General features: G+C 68.7%; 15 protein-coding genes. 6 read left to right on the plus strand and 9 right to left on the minus strand.

The window, feature by feature from the left end:
* Positions 1-2: 2 nt before the first annotated feature.
* Together BM175_RS06880 and BM175_RS06885 are read left to right on the plus strand one after the other, a co-directional pair.
* Entirely contained in the window at positions 3-2,078 is a 2,076-nt protein-coding gene (locus tag BM175_RS06880) for a hypothetical protein (RefSeq protein ID WP_090961093.1), read from the plus strand.
* 149 nt (positions 2,079-2,227) lie between these two features.
* Entirely contained in the window at positions 2,228-3,244 is a 1,017-nt protein-coding gene (locus BM175_RS06885) for a patatin-like phospholipase family protein (protein WP_090961096.1), read from the plus strand.
* Here BM175_RS06885 and BM175_RS06890 read toward each other — a convergent pair.
* Positions 3,241-3,753, minus strand: coding sequence for a GNAT family N-acetyltransferase (locus BM175_RS06890; RefSeq protein WP_090961098.1), 513 nt, complete (start codon positions 3,751-3,753; stop codon positions 3,241-3,243). The two genes, BM175_RS06885 and BM175_RS06890, sit on opposite strands and share 4 nt — an antisense overlap.
* A gap of 237 nt (positions 3,754-3,990) precedes the next feature.
* Between BM175_RS06890 and BM175_RS06895 the strand changes: the two genes are divergently transcribed.
* The gene (locus BM175_RS06895) at positions 3,991-4,977 is read left to right on the plus strand and encodes a glutathione S-transferase family protein (protein ID WP_090961313.1); all 987 of its coding nucleotides are present in this window, start codon (positions 3,991-3,993) and stop codon (positions 4,975-4,977) included.
* A gap of 1 nt (position 4,978) precedes the next feature.
* On the opposite strand, the gene BM175_RS06900 is transcribed toward BM175_RS06895, so the two are convergent.
* Complete coding sequence (locus BM175_RS06900) at positions 4,979-5,443, minus strand: NUDIX domain-containing protein (RefSeq protein ID WP_090961101.1); 465 nt, start codon at positions 5,441-5,443, stop codon at positions 4,979-4,981.
* Between the two features lie 45 nt (positions 5,444-5,488).
* Between BM175_RS06900 and BM175_RS06905 the strand changes: the two genes are divergently transcribed.
* Both BM175_RS06905 and BM175_RS06910 read left to right on the plus strand, forming a co-directional pair.
* The gene (locus tag BM175_RS06905; RefSeq protein ID WP_090961104.1) at positions 5,489-6,430 is read left to right on the plus strand and encodes a metallophosphoesterase family protein; all 942 of its coding nucleotides are present in this window, start codon (positions 5,489-5,491) and stop codon (positions 6,428-6,430) included.
* A 94-nt stretch (positions 6,431-6,524) separates the two neighbouring features.
* Positions 6,525-7,676: a benzoate/H(+) symporter BenE family transporter gene (locus BM175_RS06910; RefSeq protein WP_090961107.1), complete on the plus strand. Its 1,152-nt coding sequence runs from the start codon at positions 6,525-6,527 to the stop codon at positions 7,674-7,676.
* Between the two features lie 9 nt (positions 7,677-7,685).
* Here BM175_RS06910 and BM175_RS06915 read toward each other — a convergent pair whose 3' ends face one another.
* The 7 genes from BM175_RS06915 to BM175_RS06945 form a co-directional block, all read right to left on the minus strand.
* Complete coding sequence (locus tag BM175_RS06915; protein WP_244545905.1) at positions 7,686-8,303, minus strand: hypothetical protein; 618 nt, start codon at positions 8,301-8,303, stop codon at positions 7,686-7,688.
* 108 nt (positions 8,304-8,411) lie between these two features.
* Entirely contained in the window at positions 8,412-10,103 is a 1,692-nt protein-coding gene (gene leuA, locus BM175_RS06920) for a 2-isopropylmalate synthase (protein WP_244545906.1), read from the minus strand.
* Between the two features lie 403 nt (positions 10,104-10,506).
* A complete protein-coding gene (locus BM175_RS06925) occupies positions 10,507-10,884 on the minus strand; it encodes a hypothetical protein (protein ID WP_090961110.1) in 378 nt (125 codons plus the stop codon).
* Between the two features lie 260 nt (positions 10,885-11,144).
* Complete coding sequence (locus BM175_RS06930) at positions 11,145-12,047, minus strand: cation diffusion facilitator family transporter (RefSeq protein ID WP_139224582.1); 903 nt, start codon at positions 12,045-12,047, stop codon at positions 11,145-11,147.
* Positions 12,048-12,067: 20 nt separating this feature from the next.
* On the minus strand, positions 12,068-14,257 hold the full coding sequence (locus BM175_RS06935) for an anthranilate synthase (RefSeq protein ID WP_090961115.1): 2,190 nt from the start codon (positions 14,255-14,257) through the stop codon (positions 12,068-12,070).
* 248 nt (positions 14,258-14,505) lie between these two features.
* The gene (locus tag BM175_RS06940) at positions 14,506-15,096 is read right to left on the minus strand and encodes a glutathione S-transferase family protein (protein ID WP_090961118.1); all 591 of its coding nucleotides are present in this window, start codon (positions 15,094-15,096) and stop codon (positions 14,506-14,508) included.
* A gap of 100 nt (positions 15,097-15,196) precedes the next feature.
* Entirely contained in the window at positions 15,197-15,463 is a 267-nt protein-coding gene (locus BM175_RS06945; protein WP_090961121.1) for a hypothetical protein, read from the minus strand.
* Between the two features lie 233 nt (positions 15,464-15,696).
* Between BM175_RS06945 and BM175_RS06950 the strand changes: the two genes are divergently transcribed.
* Positions 15,697-16,719, plus strand: a complete 1,023-nt coding sequence (locus BM175_RS06950) for an ATP-binding cassette domain-containing protein (RefSeq protein WP_090961124.1) — start codon at positions 15,697-15,699, stop codon at positions 16,717-16,719.
* The last annotated feature ends 70 nt before the right edge of the window (positions 16,720-16,789 follow it).

Raw genomic sequence — 16,789 nt, forward strand, 5'->3', positions numbered from 1 at the left:
CCATGACCTGGTCGATCGACGTCTCGCCCTTCTTCTCCTGGACCGTGATCGCGATCCTCGCCGTCCCGGCGGTGCTTCTCGCGCTGGCGCTGCTTGCGGCGCGCATGCGCGGCGCCGTGGTGCGCAGTCTCGCGTTGGTCGCCCTGGTGCTGGCGCTTCTCAACCCCGTGGTGCTGCGTGAGGAGCGCGACCCGCTGAAGAGCGTCGTCGCCGTGGTCGTCGACCGCAGCCAGAGCCAGACGATCGGTGAGCGCACAGCCCAGACCGATGCGGCGGTGGAAGAGATCCGCCGCAACCTCGCCGCCTTCCCGCAGTTCGAGGTGCGCACGATCGAGGCCCGCTCGGCTGGCGAGGGCGACGCGACGACGGCGCTCTTCGGGGCGCTGCGTGACGGCCTTCGCGACGTCTCGCCCGCCCGGGTCGGCGGCGCGATCATGGTGACCGACGGGCAGGTCCACGACATCCCCGAGAACGCCGCGGCACTCGGCTTCGACGCGCCGGTTCACGCGCTCGTCACCGGCCGGCCGAACGAGTTCGACCGCCGCCTCGACCTCGTGACATCGCCGCGGTTCGCGCTGGTCGACCAGCCCCAGACGCTAACCTTCCGGGTCGTGGAGGAAGGCGAAGGCGCGTCGACCAATCCGGTCGAGGTGCAGGTCTTCCTGAACGGCGACCTCGTCGAGCGGCGCAACGCCGTTCCGGGGCAGGACACGAACGTCCAGATCACCCTGCCGCGCGCCGGCAAGAACATCGTGGAACTCTCGGCGGCGCGCGAGGCCCGCGAGATCACGCCGGTCAACAACCGCGCCATCGCGGTGATCGACGGCATCCGCGAGAATCTGCGCGTCCTCCTCGTCTCCGGCGAGCCGCACGCCGGCGAGCGGACGTGGCGCAACCTCCTGAAGTCGGACGCGGCGGTCGACCTCGTCCATTTCACGATCCTGCGCCCGCCGGAGAAGCAGGACGGCACGCCGATCAACGAATTGTCGCTGATCGCCTTTCCGACGCGCGAGCTCTTCGTCGAGAAGATCGAGGACTTCGACCTCATCATCTTCGACCGCTACCAGCGGCGCGGCGTGCTGCCGACGCTCTACTACGACTATATCGCCCAGTACGTGCAGAACGGCGGCGCGATGCTGATTGCCTCGGGGCCGGAATATGCGGGGCCCGATTCCGTCGCCAACTCGCCGCTGAGCGCGATCCTCCCGGCGCTGCCGACCGGCGAGGTCGACCAGCGCGCCTTCCGCCCCGTCCTGTCGGAGCTGGGGCGCAAGCACCCTGTGACGCGCGACCTGCCGGGCGCCGGCGCGACACCGCCGGACTGGAGCCCATGGTTCCGTTCGATCGACGTCGGCGAGACGCGCGGCGAAACGGTGATGACCGGCCCGGACGGCAAGCCGCTCCTCGTCCTCGACCGCGCCGACGAGGGTCGCGTCGCGCTTCTCCTGTCCGATCAGGGCTGGTTGTGGTCGCGCGGCTTCGAGGGCGGGGGCCCGCATGTGCCGCTGTTCCGCCGTCTCGCCCATTGGCTGATGAAGGAGCCGCAGCTCGAGGAGGAATCCCTCGACGCCGAGGCACTCGGCACCGACCTGACGGTGACGCGCCATACGATCGGCGACGATCCGGGGCCGGCGACGGTCGTTACGCCGTCCGGCCGCGCGCTGCAGTTGCCGCTGACGCAAGGCGCGGCCGGCGAGTGGCGGGGCACGCTGAACGCCGACGAGCTCGGCCTCTATCAGGTGGCCAACGGCGATCTTAGGGCGCTTGCCAATGTCGGGCCGGTGAACCCGCGCGAATATCGCGAGGCCATCTCGACCACGCAGAAGCTGCAGCCGATCGCCGATGCGACGCGCGGCTCGACGCGTCGTCTGGCGGAAGCCACCGGCGACGTCTCGGTGCCGCGCATCGTGCCGGTGTCGGGCCGGGCGGACGCGGACGGGCGCGACTGGATCGGCCTGAAGACCACGGAGGAAAGCGTCCTGCGTGGCGTCGACCGGACGCCGCTCTTCGGGGGCTTCCTCGGCCTTGCCGTCCTGCTTCTCGCGCTCTCCGCCACCTGGTATCGCGAGGGGCGCTGAGCCGCCGACGTTCGCGGACGGTTTCCTTCTCCGCTGGGGTTTTTGATCGGCACGCGACACCCTATCTCGCAGGTGCAGCATGAGGCTGGACGCCGCGTCCCCTCGTGCGGCAATGATCAACGGGAGGAGAGGATGGAAGGCGTAGGACCATGGCCCGCATCTGTCTCGCCCTGCAGGGCGGCGGCGCGCACGGCGCATTCACCTGGGGCGTCCTCGACCGTCTCCTCGATGACGACACGATCGAGATCGCGGCCGTCAGCGGCACCAGCGCCGGCGCCCTGAACGCGGCGAGCCTGTCGGCGGGCCTCGCCGGCGGCGGCCGGAGAGGCGCGCGCGAGGCGTTGCACCGCTTGTGGGAGACGGTCTCGGCTCGCTCCCCCCTCGGTGCGGTCGAAAGCAGCTTCCCGTTCTTTCCGTTTCCGCGCTCCATGGTGCACAACGCGATCGAGCAGGTGCGCTCGCTCACCCAGTTCGTCTCGCCCTACAGCGCGGGGCGACCGGGCGGCAATCCGTTGCGCGTCGTCGTCGAGGAGGCGATCGACCTCGACCTTCTCCAGCGCCAGACGCTTGTTTCGACCTTCGTCTCGGCCACCGATGTGGAAGCCGGGAGCGTGCGCGTCTTCACCGGGACCGAACTCACAGCCGATGCCCTCCTCGCCTCGGCCTGCCTTCCGGACGTCTTCCGCGCGGTCGAGATCGACGGCCGGCACTACTGGGACGGCGGCTATCTCGGCAACCCGGTCCTGACGCCCCTGTTCACGCAGGACCACGGGACGTCGGACCTCCTGATCGTGCAGGTGACGCCCTTCGTGCGGCCGGGCGTGCCCGATACGGCGGACGAGATCATCGCCCGCGTCAACGAGATCACCTTCAACACATCTCTCATGCGCGACCTGCGCATGCTGACCGAGATGAAGCGTCTCGTGCGCGACGAGGATCTCGAGAACCCGGTGCTGCGCCAGATCGCTGCCCTCCGGCTCCACATGATCTCGGCCGGCGAGGAACTGACGCAGCGCGGCGCCGTCGGGAAGCTCGATACCCGCTGGTCGGAACTCCTGGAACTGCGCGACCTCGGGCGGCGAGCGACCGACCTCTGGCTGGAACGCCATCGCGCCGATATCGGCAACCGGACCTCGCTGCCGACCGAAGTGGAAGCTCTGGTCTAGCGGCGCGGTTCCACCCGTCCCGCGACGCCGTCCCAGGCACCCGGCACGAGGTCGAGCCCCAGAATGCGCGCCTCGTCGACCGGGCCGGGCATCGTGACGGAGCCGATGGGCAGCGGCCTGTAGCCGAGCGGCATGTAGTAGGCCCGGTCGCCAACGAGGAAGATCGCCCGCTCGCCGGCAAGTCCTGCGGTTTCCGCGGCCATCGCGAGCAGCGTCCGGCCGATGCCGCGCTTCTTGAAGCGCGGGCGCACGGCCAGCGGCCCAAGCATTACGACGGGAACGTCGCCGATCGAAACGCGCGACTGACGCACCGAGCCGACGATCTCCGAGCCGAGGATCGCGACGAGCGACAGGGCGGGATCGTGCGGCGAGCGCTCGCGCACGCGCTCGGCCGCTCGCGTGAAGCGGCCGGGACCGAAAGCCTCGGCGGCGATGTCTTCGATGGTGTCGGCGTGCTCGGCTTGTTCCGCGCAGAAGCGCAGGTCGAGTTCCTGGACGAGGGACAGCATGGTCGGGTCCTGACGGTGGAGACGCACTCGCTCCGCCCCGCCGGACCTCGCAATCGGATCAGGCGCCGGCGGCGTGGATCGTGGCGGCTGGTGCCGCCTCCTGGCGTCGTCGTCGCAGCATGGGAAACCCGTTGCTTCAGGCCTGCCTATCGGCCAGTCCGCTCCATATCACCGCATATGTGCCGCGTCGAGGGCGAAGCAATTCCCCGCGCGCGGCTTTTGCGATGGGTGATGCAGATGGGCCTTCTGGTCGACGGCAAGTGGCAGGACAAGTGGTACGACACCAAGTCGTCGGGCGGCAGCTTCCAGCGCACCAAGACGGCGTTCCGCCGCTGGGTGACGCCGAACGGCGAGCCGGGTCCCGATGGTCAGGATGCGGTGCCGGCCGAGGCCGGGCGCTACCACCTCTACGTCTCGCTCGCCTGCCCCTGGGCGCACCGGACGCTGATCCTGCGCAAGCTCAAGAAACTGGAGGACGTCGTCTCCCTCTCGGTGGTCGACTGGTTCATGGGATCGGAAGGTTGGACCTTCTCGGATCGCCAGGGCTGCATCCCCGACGGCGTTAACGGGGCGGAGCGCCTCTACGAGGTGTACCTGAAGGCCGATCCGAACTTCACCGGCCGCGTCACCGTCCCGGTCCTCTGGGACAAGAAGGACGGGACCATCGTCAACAACGAGTCGGCCGAGATCCTGCGCATCTTCAACTCGTCCTTCGACGCGTTCGGCGACGCATCGGTGGATTTCTGCCCGGCCGACCTCCGGTCCGCGATCGATGCGACCAACGAGGAGGTCTACGAGGCGGTCAACAACGGCGTCTACAAGTGCGGCTTCGCGACGACGCAGGAGGCCTACGAGAAGCCCTTCCACGTCCTGTTCGACACGCTCGACCGGCTGGAGGACCGCCTGTCGCGCCAGCGCTACCTCGCGGGCGACCGGATCACCGAGGCGGACTGGCGCCTGTTCACGACGCTGATCCGCTTCGACCCGGTCTATGTCGGGCACTTCAAGTGCAACAAGCGCCGGATCGCCGACTACCCCAACCTCCAAGGCTACATGTTGGAACTCTACCAGTGGCCGGGCGTGCGCGAGACGGTGGATTTCCACCACATCAAGCATCACTACTACGAGAGCCACGACATGATTAACCCGACGCGGATCGTGCCGCTCGGCCCCGAGCTCGATCTCGACCGACCGCACGGGCGCGAGCGGCTGGCCGCCGCCTGAGCTACCAGTCCTCGGCCGGCGGCTCGCCGCCGAGCGCCTCGGCGAGGCGTCGGCGCGTGGCCGGCGTCGTGCCCTCGGGCAGGGCGTCCAGCGCGAAGAAGCCGCTCTCGGCGATCTCCCAGTCGGCCTTGCGCGGTTCGGTCTGCCGAACACGGTCGCACCGGTAGACCAGCACATGATCGCGCCCCTCGTGGCGGTTGTAGTGGACCGAGACGAGGACAGGCGTCACCTCGCAGACGAGGTTGCCCTCCTCGCGGGCCTCGCGCACCACGGCCTCGATCGCCGTCTCGCCCGGGTCCACCGCACCGCCCGGCATATACCAGCCCTCGCGGTAGCCGTGGCGCACGAGGAACACGCGGCCGTCCGCATCGAGAGCCACGATGCGAGCGCCGAGCGTCATCGACCGCGTGGCGAGCCCCCAGAGGCGCAGCACGCGGGCGAGCGGCCGGGAAAGCCAGGGCGTCATCGCCGTCCCCTTCCCATCGCGCCCGGTCCGGCTAGTTCACCGCCCATGTTTCGTCTTGCTCATCTGTCCGACATCCACCTCGGTCCGCTGCCGGACGTGTCCTACCGCGAGCTCGCCTCGAAGCGCATCACCGGTTACATCAACTGGCAGCGCAACCGGAAGCGGGCGATGTTCGGCGACACGCTGCTGAAGCTCGTCGCCGACCTCAAGGCGCAGTCGCCGAGCCACGTGGCGGTGACCGGCGATCTCGTGAACCTCGCGACCAAGACCGAGATCGTCGGCGCACGGATCTGGCTCGAGGACCTCGGCGATCCCGCCTGGGTGTCGGTGGTGCCGGGCAATCACGACGCCTACGTTCCGGGGGCGCTGAAGCGCGTCTACGAGGAATGGTACCCGTATCTGATCGGCGACGGCGGCAAGGCGCCTCATCATCGGCGCTATCCCTACATGCGCGTGCGCGGTCAGGTCGCGATCATCGGCACGTCGAGTGCCGAAGCCACCGCACCGTTCTTTGCCACCGGCACCTTCAAGCGTGGCCAAGCGCTGGCGACCGCCCGCCTCCTCGACGAGGCCAAGGCGCGCGGCCTGTTCCGCGTGGTGATGATCCACCACCCGCCGATCGCCGGTGCGGCGGCCTGGTCGAAACGGCTGATCGGCAAGCAATACTTCTCCAAGGTGATCCACGACGTCGGCGCCGAACTCGTCCTGCACGGGCATACCCATCTCGACACGCTCTACTGGCTGACGGGCCCCGGCGGCGAGCGCGTGCCCGTCGCGGGCATCCCGTCGGCGAGCCAGAACCCGGGCGGCTCCAAGCCGGCGGCGCGCTACAGCCTGTTCGAGATCGACGGCGGACCCGGCGACTGGTCGCTCGTGCAGCGCGAACGCGGCTTCCGGGCCGATGGCGGCGGCATCGACTGGATCCGCGAGCGCCGCCTCTTCAACGACGGCACCACGATCGACGCCGAGCCCGGTGTCGCCGCCTGATCTGGGGACGGTCGCAGCCAAGGAAGCGCTTGCCAGGGATGGACACGGCCGCGTAAGGCGCTCGGATCGCCGTTCGCCGATCGAGGCCCGCCCGATGCGCCCTCCCCCGTTGTCCGCCCTTTCGGCGGGGCTGCTTGCGGCCTTCGTCGGCTTCGCCAGTTCCTTCTCCGTGGTGCTGCAGGGGCTGGTCGGGGTCGGCGCCTCGCCGGAGGAGGCCGCGTCCGGCATCATGGCCCTGTCGATCGCGATGGGCGTCTGCGGTATCCTCGTCTCGTGGCGAATGAGGATGCCGATCTCCGTCGCCTGGTCGACGCCCGGCGCCGCGCTGCTCGCCGGAGCCGGCGAACCCGCCGGCGGTTTTGCGGCGGCGATCGGGGCCTTTATCCTTGCCGGCGCGCTGGTCGTTCTGGCCGGCCTCGTGAAGCCGATCGGCCGGGCGATCTCACGCATTCCGCTGTCGCTCGCCAACGCGATGCTGGCGGGCATCCTGCTTCCCCTGTGCCTCGCGCCCGTCAAGGCGGTGGCGTCGATCCCGCTCGAGGCGCTCGCCGTCATCGCGATCTGGTTTCTTGTCGGGCGCTGGAGCCGCGTCCTAGCTGTACCGGCTGCGGCGGTCGCAACCTTCCTGCTGATCTTCCTCGCCCACAGCAGCCCGGGAGGCACGGCAGCGGTGATCCCCGCACCCGTCCTCGTCTTGCCGGACTGGTCACCGGCGTCGCTGGTCGGGCTCGGCCTGCCTCTCTTCCTGATCACCATGGCCTCGCAGAACATTCCGGGTCTTGCGATCCTCAGGGTCAACGGCTTTGCCGCCGAGCCCGCGCCGCTCTTCACGGCGACGGGCGTCGCGAGCCTCCTCTGCGCCCCCTTCGGCGGCCATGCGGTCAATCTCGCGGCCATCACCGCGGCGATCTGCGCGGGCGACGAGGCCGGATCCGACCGGGGCCGCCGCTGGTGGGCGGGGATCGTCTCGGGGGTCGCCTATATCGCTTTCGGCCTCACGGCGGGCTGGGCCACGGCGTTCGCCGCGCAGTCTCCGGCGCTGGTCCAGACGGTGGCCGGCGTCGCGCTGATCGGCGCCTTTACCGGGGCACTCGGGGGCATGGTCGGCGAGACGGACGACCGCGAGGCGGCGATCCTGTGCTTCGTCGTGACGGCGTCGGGCGTGCCGTTCCTCGGCATCAGCGCCCCGTTCTGGGGCCTCGTGGTGGGAGGCGTCGTGCTTCTGGCCGTCCGGCGGCGGGGCTGACGCCTTCCGTCAGACGATCGGCGCGCCGCGATAGGCGGCGAGCGCCATGAGAATGCCGGCACCGACCACGATGCCGATCATTAGCCAGGACAGGGCGATCACGAAATCGGTCGAGCGCGGACGCGGGGCGAGGCGGATCGGCTCTAGCGAGGAGGCGGCCGCCAGCGAGGCGGGCCGCTCGGCAGGCCGGAGGCCGATGCCGTCGGATGCGGCGAGCGCGCGGTCGCGCTCCACCATCCGCTCGGCGACGTACTCAGTCACCTTGTCGACGATGACGCGGCTTTCGCCCGATTCGGCGAGCGTGATGCGGCCGAGGCGGGTGTCCCGCACGAAGCGATATGTGCGCCGGTCGCGCGCCATCAGGACCTGCGCCGTGCCGTCGACCCAGTAGCGGGGCTGCGGTCCGCCGGACAGGGTGAAGTCGAAAAGGTCGTCATCGGCGGGGACGGCGTCGATGATCGGCTGGAGTTCCTCGGCGAAGATCTCGAGGCGGGCTCGGTCCGCCTCGCGGATGTCGACCACGATGTCGGTCCGCTGCGAGGAGGCGATCTTGGCCGCGCGCACGGCATCGGCCAAACGCTTGGTTCCGCTCGTCACCGACAGGGCGCCCCGGGACTCCATCATCATGCCACCTCGACCTCGCGCGGCGGGCCATCATGGCCCGCCGTACGGTTGTCATGCGTACCGCCGCTGGCTTTCGTGAAACCGGAACGGGACGCAAGCGGAAAGGTTTCGTTAACCTTGAGTATCCACGATCCGGTTGGCGGCCGCAACGATCGCGCGCAGCGAGGCCGTCGTGGCGTTCTGGTCGATGCCGGCGCCGAAGGCCCGTCCGCCGGGATGCTCGATCTCCATATAGGCGATCGCCGAGGCGTTGGAGCCGCGCTGGAGCGAGTGCTCGGCGTAATCGGCGACCGACAGGTCGATCCCCATGTGACGCGACAGACCGTCGATGAAGCCGTCGATCGCACCGGTGCCGCGGCCCTCGATCTCGATCGTCCGGTCGCCGTCGCGGATCGTCGCCGTCACCGTGCGGCGCGAGGGTCCCTGCTCCGGTCGCGTGACGTGCTCGACATAGGCGAAGCGCGCGCCCGGCTGCTCGACGTAGCGTTCCAGGAAGCGCTCGTAGATGCGCTTGACCGGCAGTTCACGGCCTTCCTCGTCGGTGATCCGCTGGATGTCCTCGCGAAAATCCACCTGCAGGTTGCGCGGCAGGTTCAGGCCGTGGTCGGCCTGCAGGACGTAGGCGATGCCGCCCTTGCCCGACTGCGAGTTGATGCGGATGATCGCCTCATAGGAGCGGCCGACGTCCTGCGGATCGATCGGGAGATACGGCACCTCCCACAGGGGCGTGTTGGCGACCTTCGCCGCCTTCATGCCCTTGTTGATCGCATCCTGATGCGAGCCGGAAAAGGCCGTGTAGACCAGTTCGCCGACGTAGGGGTGGCGCTCGGGGATGGCGAGCTGGTTGCAGTGCTCGTAGACCTCCTTCATCCGGTTGATGTCGGAGACGTCGAGTTCGGGATCGACCCCTTGCGTGTACATGTTGAGCGCCAGCGTCACGAGGTCGACGTTGCCGGTGCGCTCGCCGTTGCCGAACAGCGTGCCCTCGACCCGGTCGGCGCCCGCCATCAGCCCGAGCTCGGTCGCCGCGATCGCGGTGCCCCGGTCGTTGTGCGGGTGCAGCGACAGGATGATCGTCTCGCGGTTGTCGAGGTTCCGGCTCATCCACTCGATCTGGTCGGCGTGGATGTTGGGCGTCGACATCTCGACGGTGGCCGGCAGGTTGAGGATCAGGCGGTTTTCCGGCGTCGGGCGGATGACCTCCGCGACGGCGTTGCAGATCTCGAGCGCGAAATCGAGCTCGGTGCCGGTAAAGCTTTCGGGCGAATACTCGAAGCGGAACCCGCCGCCGGCCTTGTCGGCCATCTCGGCGATCATCTCGGCGGCCTCGACCGCGATCTGGCGGATGCCGGCGCGGTCCTTGCCGAACACGACGCGGCGCTGCAACTCGCTGGTCGAATTGTAGAAGTGGACGATCGGCTTCTTGGCGCCTTCCAGGCTCTCGAAGGTGCGCGTGATCAGCTCGGGCCGGCACTGGACCAGCACCTGCAGCGACATGTCGTCGGGGACGCCGCCTTCCTCGATGCACCAGCGGGTGAAGTCGAAGTCGGTCTGCGAGGCGGAGGGGAAACCGATCTCCACCTCCCTGAAGCGCATATGCTTCAGGAGCGCGAACATGCGCGACTTGCGCTCCTGCCCCATCGGGTCGACCAGCGCCTGGTTGCCGTCGCGAAGATCGACGGAGCACCAGATCGGCGCCGTCTCGATGCGGCGCGAGGGCCACTGGCGGTCGGGCAGATCGACGGCCGGATAGGGCTGATACTTCTGGGTGGCCTTGGGCATCACCGGGACGGATGCGGACATGGGAATACCTTGCTCGTTCGGCGAAGACGGAGCGGCACGACGGCCGGCTGACGCGCGTCTTTCAGGATTTGACCGGGGTTGTAAAGCCGAAGAGACTGGAGGCTTCGCGAGGGTGTCGCGCGCCGGCTCGACCGCCGGGCGCCCCTTCGATCAACGGGCCCGACGGTCGCCGATAAGGACGAGACGAAGGAGGCCGAGAAGCGGACGTGCGGCGACATCGCGCTCGCGCGCGGCAACCGGGGCCAAGGGGCCGAAGGAGACGTCCGACTTCGTCATGGCGGCCAGAATGACGCTCCGGAACCGGGAAGGCAAGCCCGAAGGAGGCACCCGACACGAAAAAGGCCCGGTCCTTTCGGATCGGGCCTTTCCTCCACAAGGCGACCGATGCCGCCTTCCAGAAAACTCAACGGGCATCGACACCAAACGAATCCGAACCCGGAACGACACGGACCTGCTCGACCGGGGACGCCGTGTAGCCGGCATGGTAGTCGCCACGGATCACCGAGTTGACGGCGTTGGAATCGATCGCGCGGGTTTCGTAACGCGAACCCGGGACAACGTTGACGGCCGCACCTTCGGTCGCGGGATAGCCGAACGAGCGGCTCTCGACCACGCTGGCGCGGGGGGCGACGGTCTCGCCACGGATCACCGAATTGACAGCGACACCGTCGGCGGCACGCTCATAGGTGTCGGAGCCCGGCACGATACCGTTGGCAGAGGCGACGCCGGTCAGGGCAGCGAGAGAGAGCACAACAGCCGAGGCAAAGATGGAAGTCTTCATTGTTCTTGTCCTTGAGGAAACTCAGGAGGCGCATCGAGACGTTCAGCGGCTTGGGAGGGAGCCGGTGAGATCAGCTTGCGTCGTCCGATGCGCATGATCTAGGCAGCGAATGTCGGCTTATCGAGTAGAGATTGTTGAACAGTCCGTCGCTATCATAAGGGATCCCGCCTTTTAGCCGCCCAAGGCGTTAACACGAAAACGCCGGCCGACCCATTCGGGTGGACCGGCGCTCGCAAGCCGATGCGAACTGGAGCGGAGGGCTAGAGAACCGGCACGCCCACCTGCTTCGCCTCGCCCTCGGGCTCGACGTGGATCAGAACGCGGGCCCCGGCGAAAGTGGCCTGCAATGCGTCCTCGATGCGGTCGCAGATGGAATGGGCGTCCACGACGCGCATCTCGCTCGGCACCACCATGTGGAACTCGATGAAGACCGCGCGACCGGCGATGCGCGTGCGCACGTCGTGGACCTCGATCGCCCCTTCTGCCGAAGCCGAGATGATCTCGCGCGCCCGCGTGTCGTCCGCCGGATCGAGCGCCTGATCCATCAGGCCGGAGAGCGAGGAGGCGACGACCTTCCAGCCCTCGCGCAGGATGTTGAGCGCGACGAGAGCGGCGAGCGCCGGGTCGAGGATCGACCAGCCCGTGGCGCTGGCGACGGCGAGGCCCGCGAGCACGCCGACCGAGGTCACGACGTCGGCCATGATGTGCCGCCCGTCGGCATCGAGCGCCGGCGAGCGGTGCTCGCGACCCTGCCGGATGAGATGCAGCGCCCACAGAAGGTTGATCACGGTTGCGACGCCGTTGATCGCGATGCCGAGCATTGGCGCCTCGATCGCGCGTGGCACCAGGTAGGCGCCGTAGGCCTCGCGCAGGATCAGGAGCGCAGCGACGACGATGAGGACGCCCTCCACCACCGCCGAGAAATACTCGGCCTTGGTGTGGCCGTAGGGATGGTCGGTGTCGGCGGGCTTGTAGCTGACGCTGACGGCCCACAAGGCGATGAGGCCCGCGACGACGTTGACGATGGATTCCAGCGCGTCCGAGAACAGGGCCACCGAGCCGGTGACCACGTAGGCCGCGTACTTGATGCCGAGGACGAGGCAGGCCACGGCGATGGTCATCATCGCCGTGCGCTTCACCAGACGTCCGGAATCGTCGGCCATCGCCATCGCGGATGCCGTCATCAGGCGGCCTTCACCCGTGCGCGGCGCGGAAGCTTGGCCACCACGTTCTCGATCATCCGCATCCCGGCCTCGCTCCCGAGGCTCATGATGCTCTCGGGATGGAACTGCACGGCCGCGACAGGCTCGTGCCGATGTTCAAAGGCCATCACGACGCCGTCCTCGGTCTCGGCCGTCACCTCGAACTCGCGCGGCAGGCGCACCGGGTCGGCGAAGATCGAGTGGTAGCGGCCGACCGTGACCTCGTTCGGAAGGCCGGAGAAGATGATGCCGGGCGTCGAGACGCGAACGCGCGACGGCTTGCCGTGCACGGGCACATGGAGCGTGCGCAGCGTGCCGCCATAGGCCTCGGCCAGCGCCTGGAGCCCGAGGCAGACGCCGAAGATCGGCATCTGGCGCTTGCGCGCCTGCGCGATCGTGCCGCGGCAGTCGAAATCGTCGGGGTTGCCGGGACCGGGCGACAGGACGACGAGATCGGGCGCGACGCGGTCGAAGATCTCCTCCGGCACCGGGGTGCGCACGGTCGTCACGTCCGCGCCGGTCTGGCGGAAGTAGTTGGCGAGCGTGTGGACGAAACTGTCCTCGTGATCGACGAGGAGGATGCGCACCCCCTCGCCGACCTTGGCGCGGGCGCTGGTCCCCTCCCCGGCGTTCGGCTTGCCGGCTTCGCGGATCGCCGCGATCATCGCCGACGCCTTGAGTTCGGTCTCGGCCTCTTCCTCTTCCGGGTTGGAATCGTAGAGGAGCGTCGCGCCAGCGCGCACCTCGGCGACGCCGTCCTTGAGGCGGATGGTGCGCAGCGTCAGGCCGGTGTTCATGTCGCCGTTGAAATGCATCATGCCGACGGCACCGCCGTACCAGGCGCGCGGGCTCTTCTCGTTCTTCTCGATGAAGCGCATCGCCCACAATTTGGGCGCGCCGGTCACCGTCACCGCCCAGGCGTGGGACAGGAACGCGTCCATCGCGTCCATGCCCTCGCGCAGGCGTCCCTCGATGTGGTCGACCGTGTGGATCAGGCGCGAGTACATCTCGATCTGGCGCCGGCCGATGACGCGCACCGAACCCGGCTCGCAGACGCGGCTCTTGTCGTTGCGGTCGACGTCCGAGCACATGGTGAGCTCCGACTCGTCCTTCTTGGAGTTCAGGAGCTTCAGGATCTGTTCCGAATCCGAGATCGCGTCCTCGCCGCGCCGGATCGTGCCGGAGATCGGGCAGGTCTCGACGCGCCGTCCCGACACGCGGATGAACATCTCGGGACTCGCGCCGATCAGGAACTCGTTGGCCCCGAGATTGATGAAGAACGAGTAGGGCGATGGGTTGATGCCCTTCAGCCGCCGCGAGACCTCGGACGGCCGATGCTCGACGCGCTCATAGAAGGTCTGGCCCGGCACGACCTCGAAGAGGTCGCCGCGCATGAACTTCTCCTTGGCGCGGCGCACGAGCGCGGCGTATTCGCCGGGCTTGTGGTCACCGCGCGGCGGCACGCTCTCGGAGCGCGCGAAGGGCGCCTCGGGCCCGCCGCCGGCAAGACCGGCGGTCGAGCGGCCGCCCTTCTCGAACTGGTACTCCTCGACATAGGCTTTGGCCGAGTAGTGATCCACCATCAGGATCTCGTCCGGCAGGTAGAGCACGAGATCGCGGCGGTCGGGCGCGCGCTGGAGCGTCTCCTCGACCGGATCGAACTGGAAGGCGAGGTCGTAACCGAAGGCGCCGTAGAGGCCGAGGTCCGAATCCTCGTCGGACTTGAACAGGGCGACGATCGCGCGCAGCACCGAGAAGACGGTCGGCATGCGCGAGCGCTCCTCCTCGGTGAAGGCGCGCGACGGCAGGGCGATCGTCAGGTCGAGCCGGTTGCCCGTACTGGCGGCGGACGCGATGTCCTCGTGCCCCTCGAGCGCGTCCGCGACGAAGCCGAGCAGCACCTGGCCCCGCGCGTTCAGCGCCTCGATCATGACCGAGCGCCCCGAAGAGGTCACGACCAGCGGCGGATCGACGATCGCCGTGTCCCAGCGCGTGTAGCGGCCGGGATACTCGTAGTTCGAAGAAAAGACCGCGCCGCGGCGGGTATCCAACCGATCGACATAGGGCTCGATCGCGCCGGCATAGGCGACGTCGCGCCGCCGCCGGCTGACGGTCACGCCGCCCTCCGTCACATAGACGTGCGCGCCGTCGGCCTGAGGTTCGAGGGTCATGCCATCCACTCCATCTTGAGCGCCGGCCCCGAGGCCCCTCAAAAGGAAAAGGCCGCCGGGGGTCCGGAGCGGCCTTTGTCGATCGAACGCGCACGGGTTCGCAAAGCCGCTAGAAGCGGGCCTGCCACCAATTCGTGAGCTTGCGTGCGGTGTTCATGGCGGAATGGGTAACCGAAGCCCCAAGGCGTCGCAACGGAAAAGTGCTTCCGTCCCCTATTTGCCAATGGTTTTCACGTGCGGGTCGCACCTCAGCCGCCCTGCCCCTTGGCCGCTGCCAAGAGCGCGTCGTCGGCCTCGGATGCCCGGCGAAACGCCGGCCGCCCGGCGAGCCGCGCATGGTAGGCCTCGAAGGCCGGCCGACGCTCGATGCCACCGAAATGGAGCCCGTAGCCGATATGGGAGCCGAGATAGACGTCGGCCGCGCTGAAGCGGTCGCCCGCGACGTACTCGGTGCGCGAAACGGCAGCTTCCAGCGCGTCCATTACCCGCTCGTAGGAGCCATAGCCGACGAAGACCGAGCGCTCCGGCGTCATCTCCACCTGCAGGGTGCGGTTGGTGACGGCCGCCTGAGCCGCGCCCGGCTCCGGCAGGAGCCCGGCCTCAGGAAAGGCGTCCGCCAGATAAGCGCAGATCGCGGCGACCTCGGTGACGACAGCGCCCCGATGCGAGAGCGCCGGCACCTTGCCCATCGGATTGACGGCGAGATATTCGGCCGCCTTCATGGTGGTGGCGTAGTCGAGCACCTCGACCCGGTAGGGCTCGCCCACCTCCTCCAGCATCCAGCGCGTGATGCGGCCGCGCGACATGGGATTGGTGTAGAGAACGAGATCGTCGGTCATCGGGCTTCCTCCGCAGCATAGGTCGCCGCGATCCTAGCCCCAAAACGCGAAAGCCGCGCGACGGATTGCGCGGCTTTCGATCTGGCGGTTTGGGGGAGCATCAGTACTGCGGCAGACCATGAATGCGCGGGTCGTTCACCGTCGCGGAATAGATCTGGCCGTCCGAGGCCTGGAGGACGCCCAACAGGCCAGGATCCTTCACCGGCGTCTCGCTCATCACCTTCACAGGCGAGGTCTTCGACGGCGCGGCGGTCGTCGCCATCGTGTGCTGGACGTGATGCCGGGGCATCGGGGTTGCGGCCATCGCGGCCGAGGCGGCGCCCAGCGTGCCGAGGAGGACGAGGGCGGCGGATAGGGTGGACTTCATGGCTTTGCTCCTGGTTCGATCGGCGTCATCGAATCCCAAGTCGCCTGAGGGTCGGGCTGAATCACCCGGGGGTCCGTGGCTTGGTGCGCCTGTGGAAGAGAGTGCGCCCGCAACCCCAAAGCGTCGAGTTACAACGGGTTCATGACATCGAATTCATGAAGGGCGTTCAGGGTGCCGATGGTCCGTCCCCCAACGCTTGCGTGCGTTCGGGCGCTGGCGCATAAGCCCGCCGCATGACCCCGCAGATCAGCATCCGCCGCCTCGCCGTCGTTCACGGCCGCCAGCCGGGCACCGCCCTTCGCCGGGCCGACGCCGGCGAAAACCACCATGCGATCCGCGTCTCCGGCGATGGCACGGTGGCGCTGATCGACGTCGATCTCGACGTCTATCCCGGCGAGATCCTCGTGGTGCTCGGCGGTTCGGGCTCGGGCAAGTCGAGCCTCGTGGCGGCGCTTGCCGGGGCGGCGCCCATCGCACGCGGGTCGGCCTCGTTCATGACCGCGCACGGGGCGTTCGAACTCGCGACCGCGACGAAGAACCACCTGAAGCGCCACGCGGAGGCGACCGTCTCCAGCTGGCGCGCGCCGGTGCGCCTCGGCGAGCGCCGGACCGTCTCCGCCGTCGTGGAAGCGGCGCTTGTGGACCACGGCACGCCGCGCCGCGACCGCGCCCCGCGCGCGGTTCTCGAACTTGCCAATGCGGGGCTGCGCGATCTCGCGGGCACGACGGTCGCGGACCTCGGTCCCGGCTTTCGCGCCCATGTCCAGCTTCTCGTCGCCTCGCTGGGGGCGGAACCGATCCTTCTCATGGACGGCGCGATCGATACGCCCGACGCCTGGCGCGATCCTGCGCTCGTCGCATCGCTGCGGCGCATGCGCGAGCGGACCGGCAAGACGGTGATCCTGACGACCTGCGATCCCGCCGAAGCAATGCGCGTCGGCGATCGGATCGCGGTCCTCGACAACGGGCGGCTGGTGCAGGCGGGGCCGCCGCGCGAGCTGGTGCTGCAGCCGGCAACCGATCATGTCGCCGCGCTCCTGTCGGAGCTGAACCCGGTGGGCTTCCTGCTGGCCGAGGACGTGATGGCGCCGATCACGCCGGCCGACGAGGCGGCGGGCTTTGCCGGCCTCGTCCAGACCGGCACGCGGCTCGCGGACGTCCTGCCGACGCTGCGGCGGGGCGACGTGGTGGTCGCCGAACGGGGGCGTCTCCTCGGCAAGATCGACGCCCACCGGCTCTGGAGCCTCTTCGTCTAGAACTCAGCGGGTCTCGCGCCCCCGGAAGCGCCATATCAGGCGCACGACGGCGCGCCGGACGAGACGCAAA

The sequence above is a fragment of the Aureimonas phyllosphaerae genome (assembly GCF_900113065.1).
Classification (GTDB): Bacteria; Pseudomonadota; Alphaproteobacteria; order Rhizobiales; family Rhizobiaceae; genus Aureimonas; species Aureimonas phyllosphaerae.

Coding starts and splice junctions, on each gene's coding strand:
- BM175_RS06925 (WP_090961110.1), bottom strand. CDS start 10,884: ATGAAGACTTCCATCTTTGCCTCGGCTGTTGTGCTCTCTCTCGCTGCC.
- BM175_RS06890 (WP_090961098.1), bottom strand. CDS start 3,753: ATGCTGTCCCTCGTCCAGGAACTCGACCTGCGCTTCTGCGCGGAACAA.
- BM175_RS06945 (WP_090961121.1), bottom strand. CDS start 15,463: ATGAAGTCCACCCTATCCGCCGCCCTCGTCCTCCTCGGCACGCTGGGC.
- BM175_RS06885 (WP_090961096.1), top strand. CDS start 2,228: ATGGCCCGCATCTGTCTCGCCCTGCAGGGCGGCGGCGCGCACGGCGCA.
- BM175_RS06915 (WP_244545905.1), bottom strand. CDS start 8,303: ATGATGATGGAGTCCCGGGGCGCCCTGTCGGTGACGAGCGGAACCAAG.
- BM175_RS06950 (WP_090961124.1), top strand. CDS start 15,697: ATGACCCCGCAGATCAGCATCCGCCGCCTCGCCGTCGTTCACGGCCGC.
- BM175_RS06905 (WP_090961104.1), top strand. CDS start 5,489: ATGTTTCGTCTTGCTCATCTGTCCGACATCCACCTCGGTCCGCTGCCG.
- BM175_RS06900 (WP_090961101.1), bottom strand. CDS start 5,443: ATGACGCCCTGGCTTTCCCGGCCGCTCGCCCGCGTGCTGCGCCTCTGG.
- leuA (WP_244545906.1), bottom strand. CDS start 10,103: ATGTCCGCATCCGTCCCGGTGATGCCCAAGGCCACCCAGAAGTATCAG.
- BM175_RS06930 (WP_139224582.1), bottom strand. CDS start 12,047: ATGGCCGACGATTCCGGACGTCTGGTGAAGCGCACGGCGATGATGACC.
- BM175_RS06910 (WP_090961107.1), top strand. CDS start 6,525: ATGCGCCCTCCCCCGTTGTCCGCCCTTTCGGCGGGGCTGCTTGCGGCC.
- BM175_RS06880 (WP_090961093.1), top strand. CDS start 3: ATGACCTGGTCGATCGACGTCTCGCCCTTCTTCTCCTGGACCGTGATC.
- BM175_RS06940 (WP_090961118.1), bottom strand. CDS start 15,096: ATGACCGACGATCTCGTTCTCTACACCAATCCCATGTCGCGCGGCCGC.
- BM175_RS06895 (WP_090961313.1), top strand. CDS start 3,991: ATGGGCCTTCTGGTCGACGGCAAGTGGCAGGACAAGTGGTACGACACC.
- BM175_RS06935 (WP_090961115.1), bottom strand. CDS start 14,257: ATGACCCTCGAACCTCAGGCCGACGGCGCGCACGTCTATGTGACGGAG.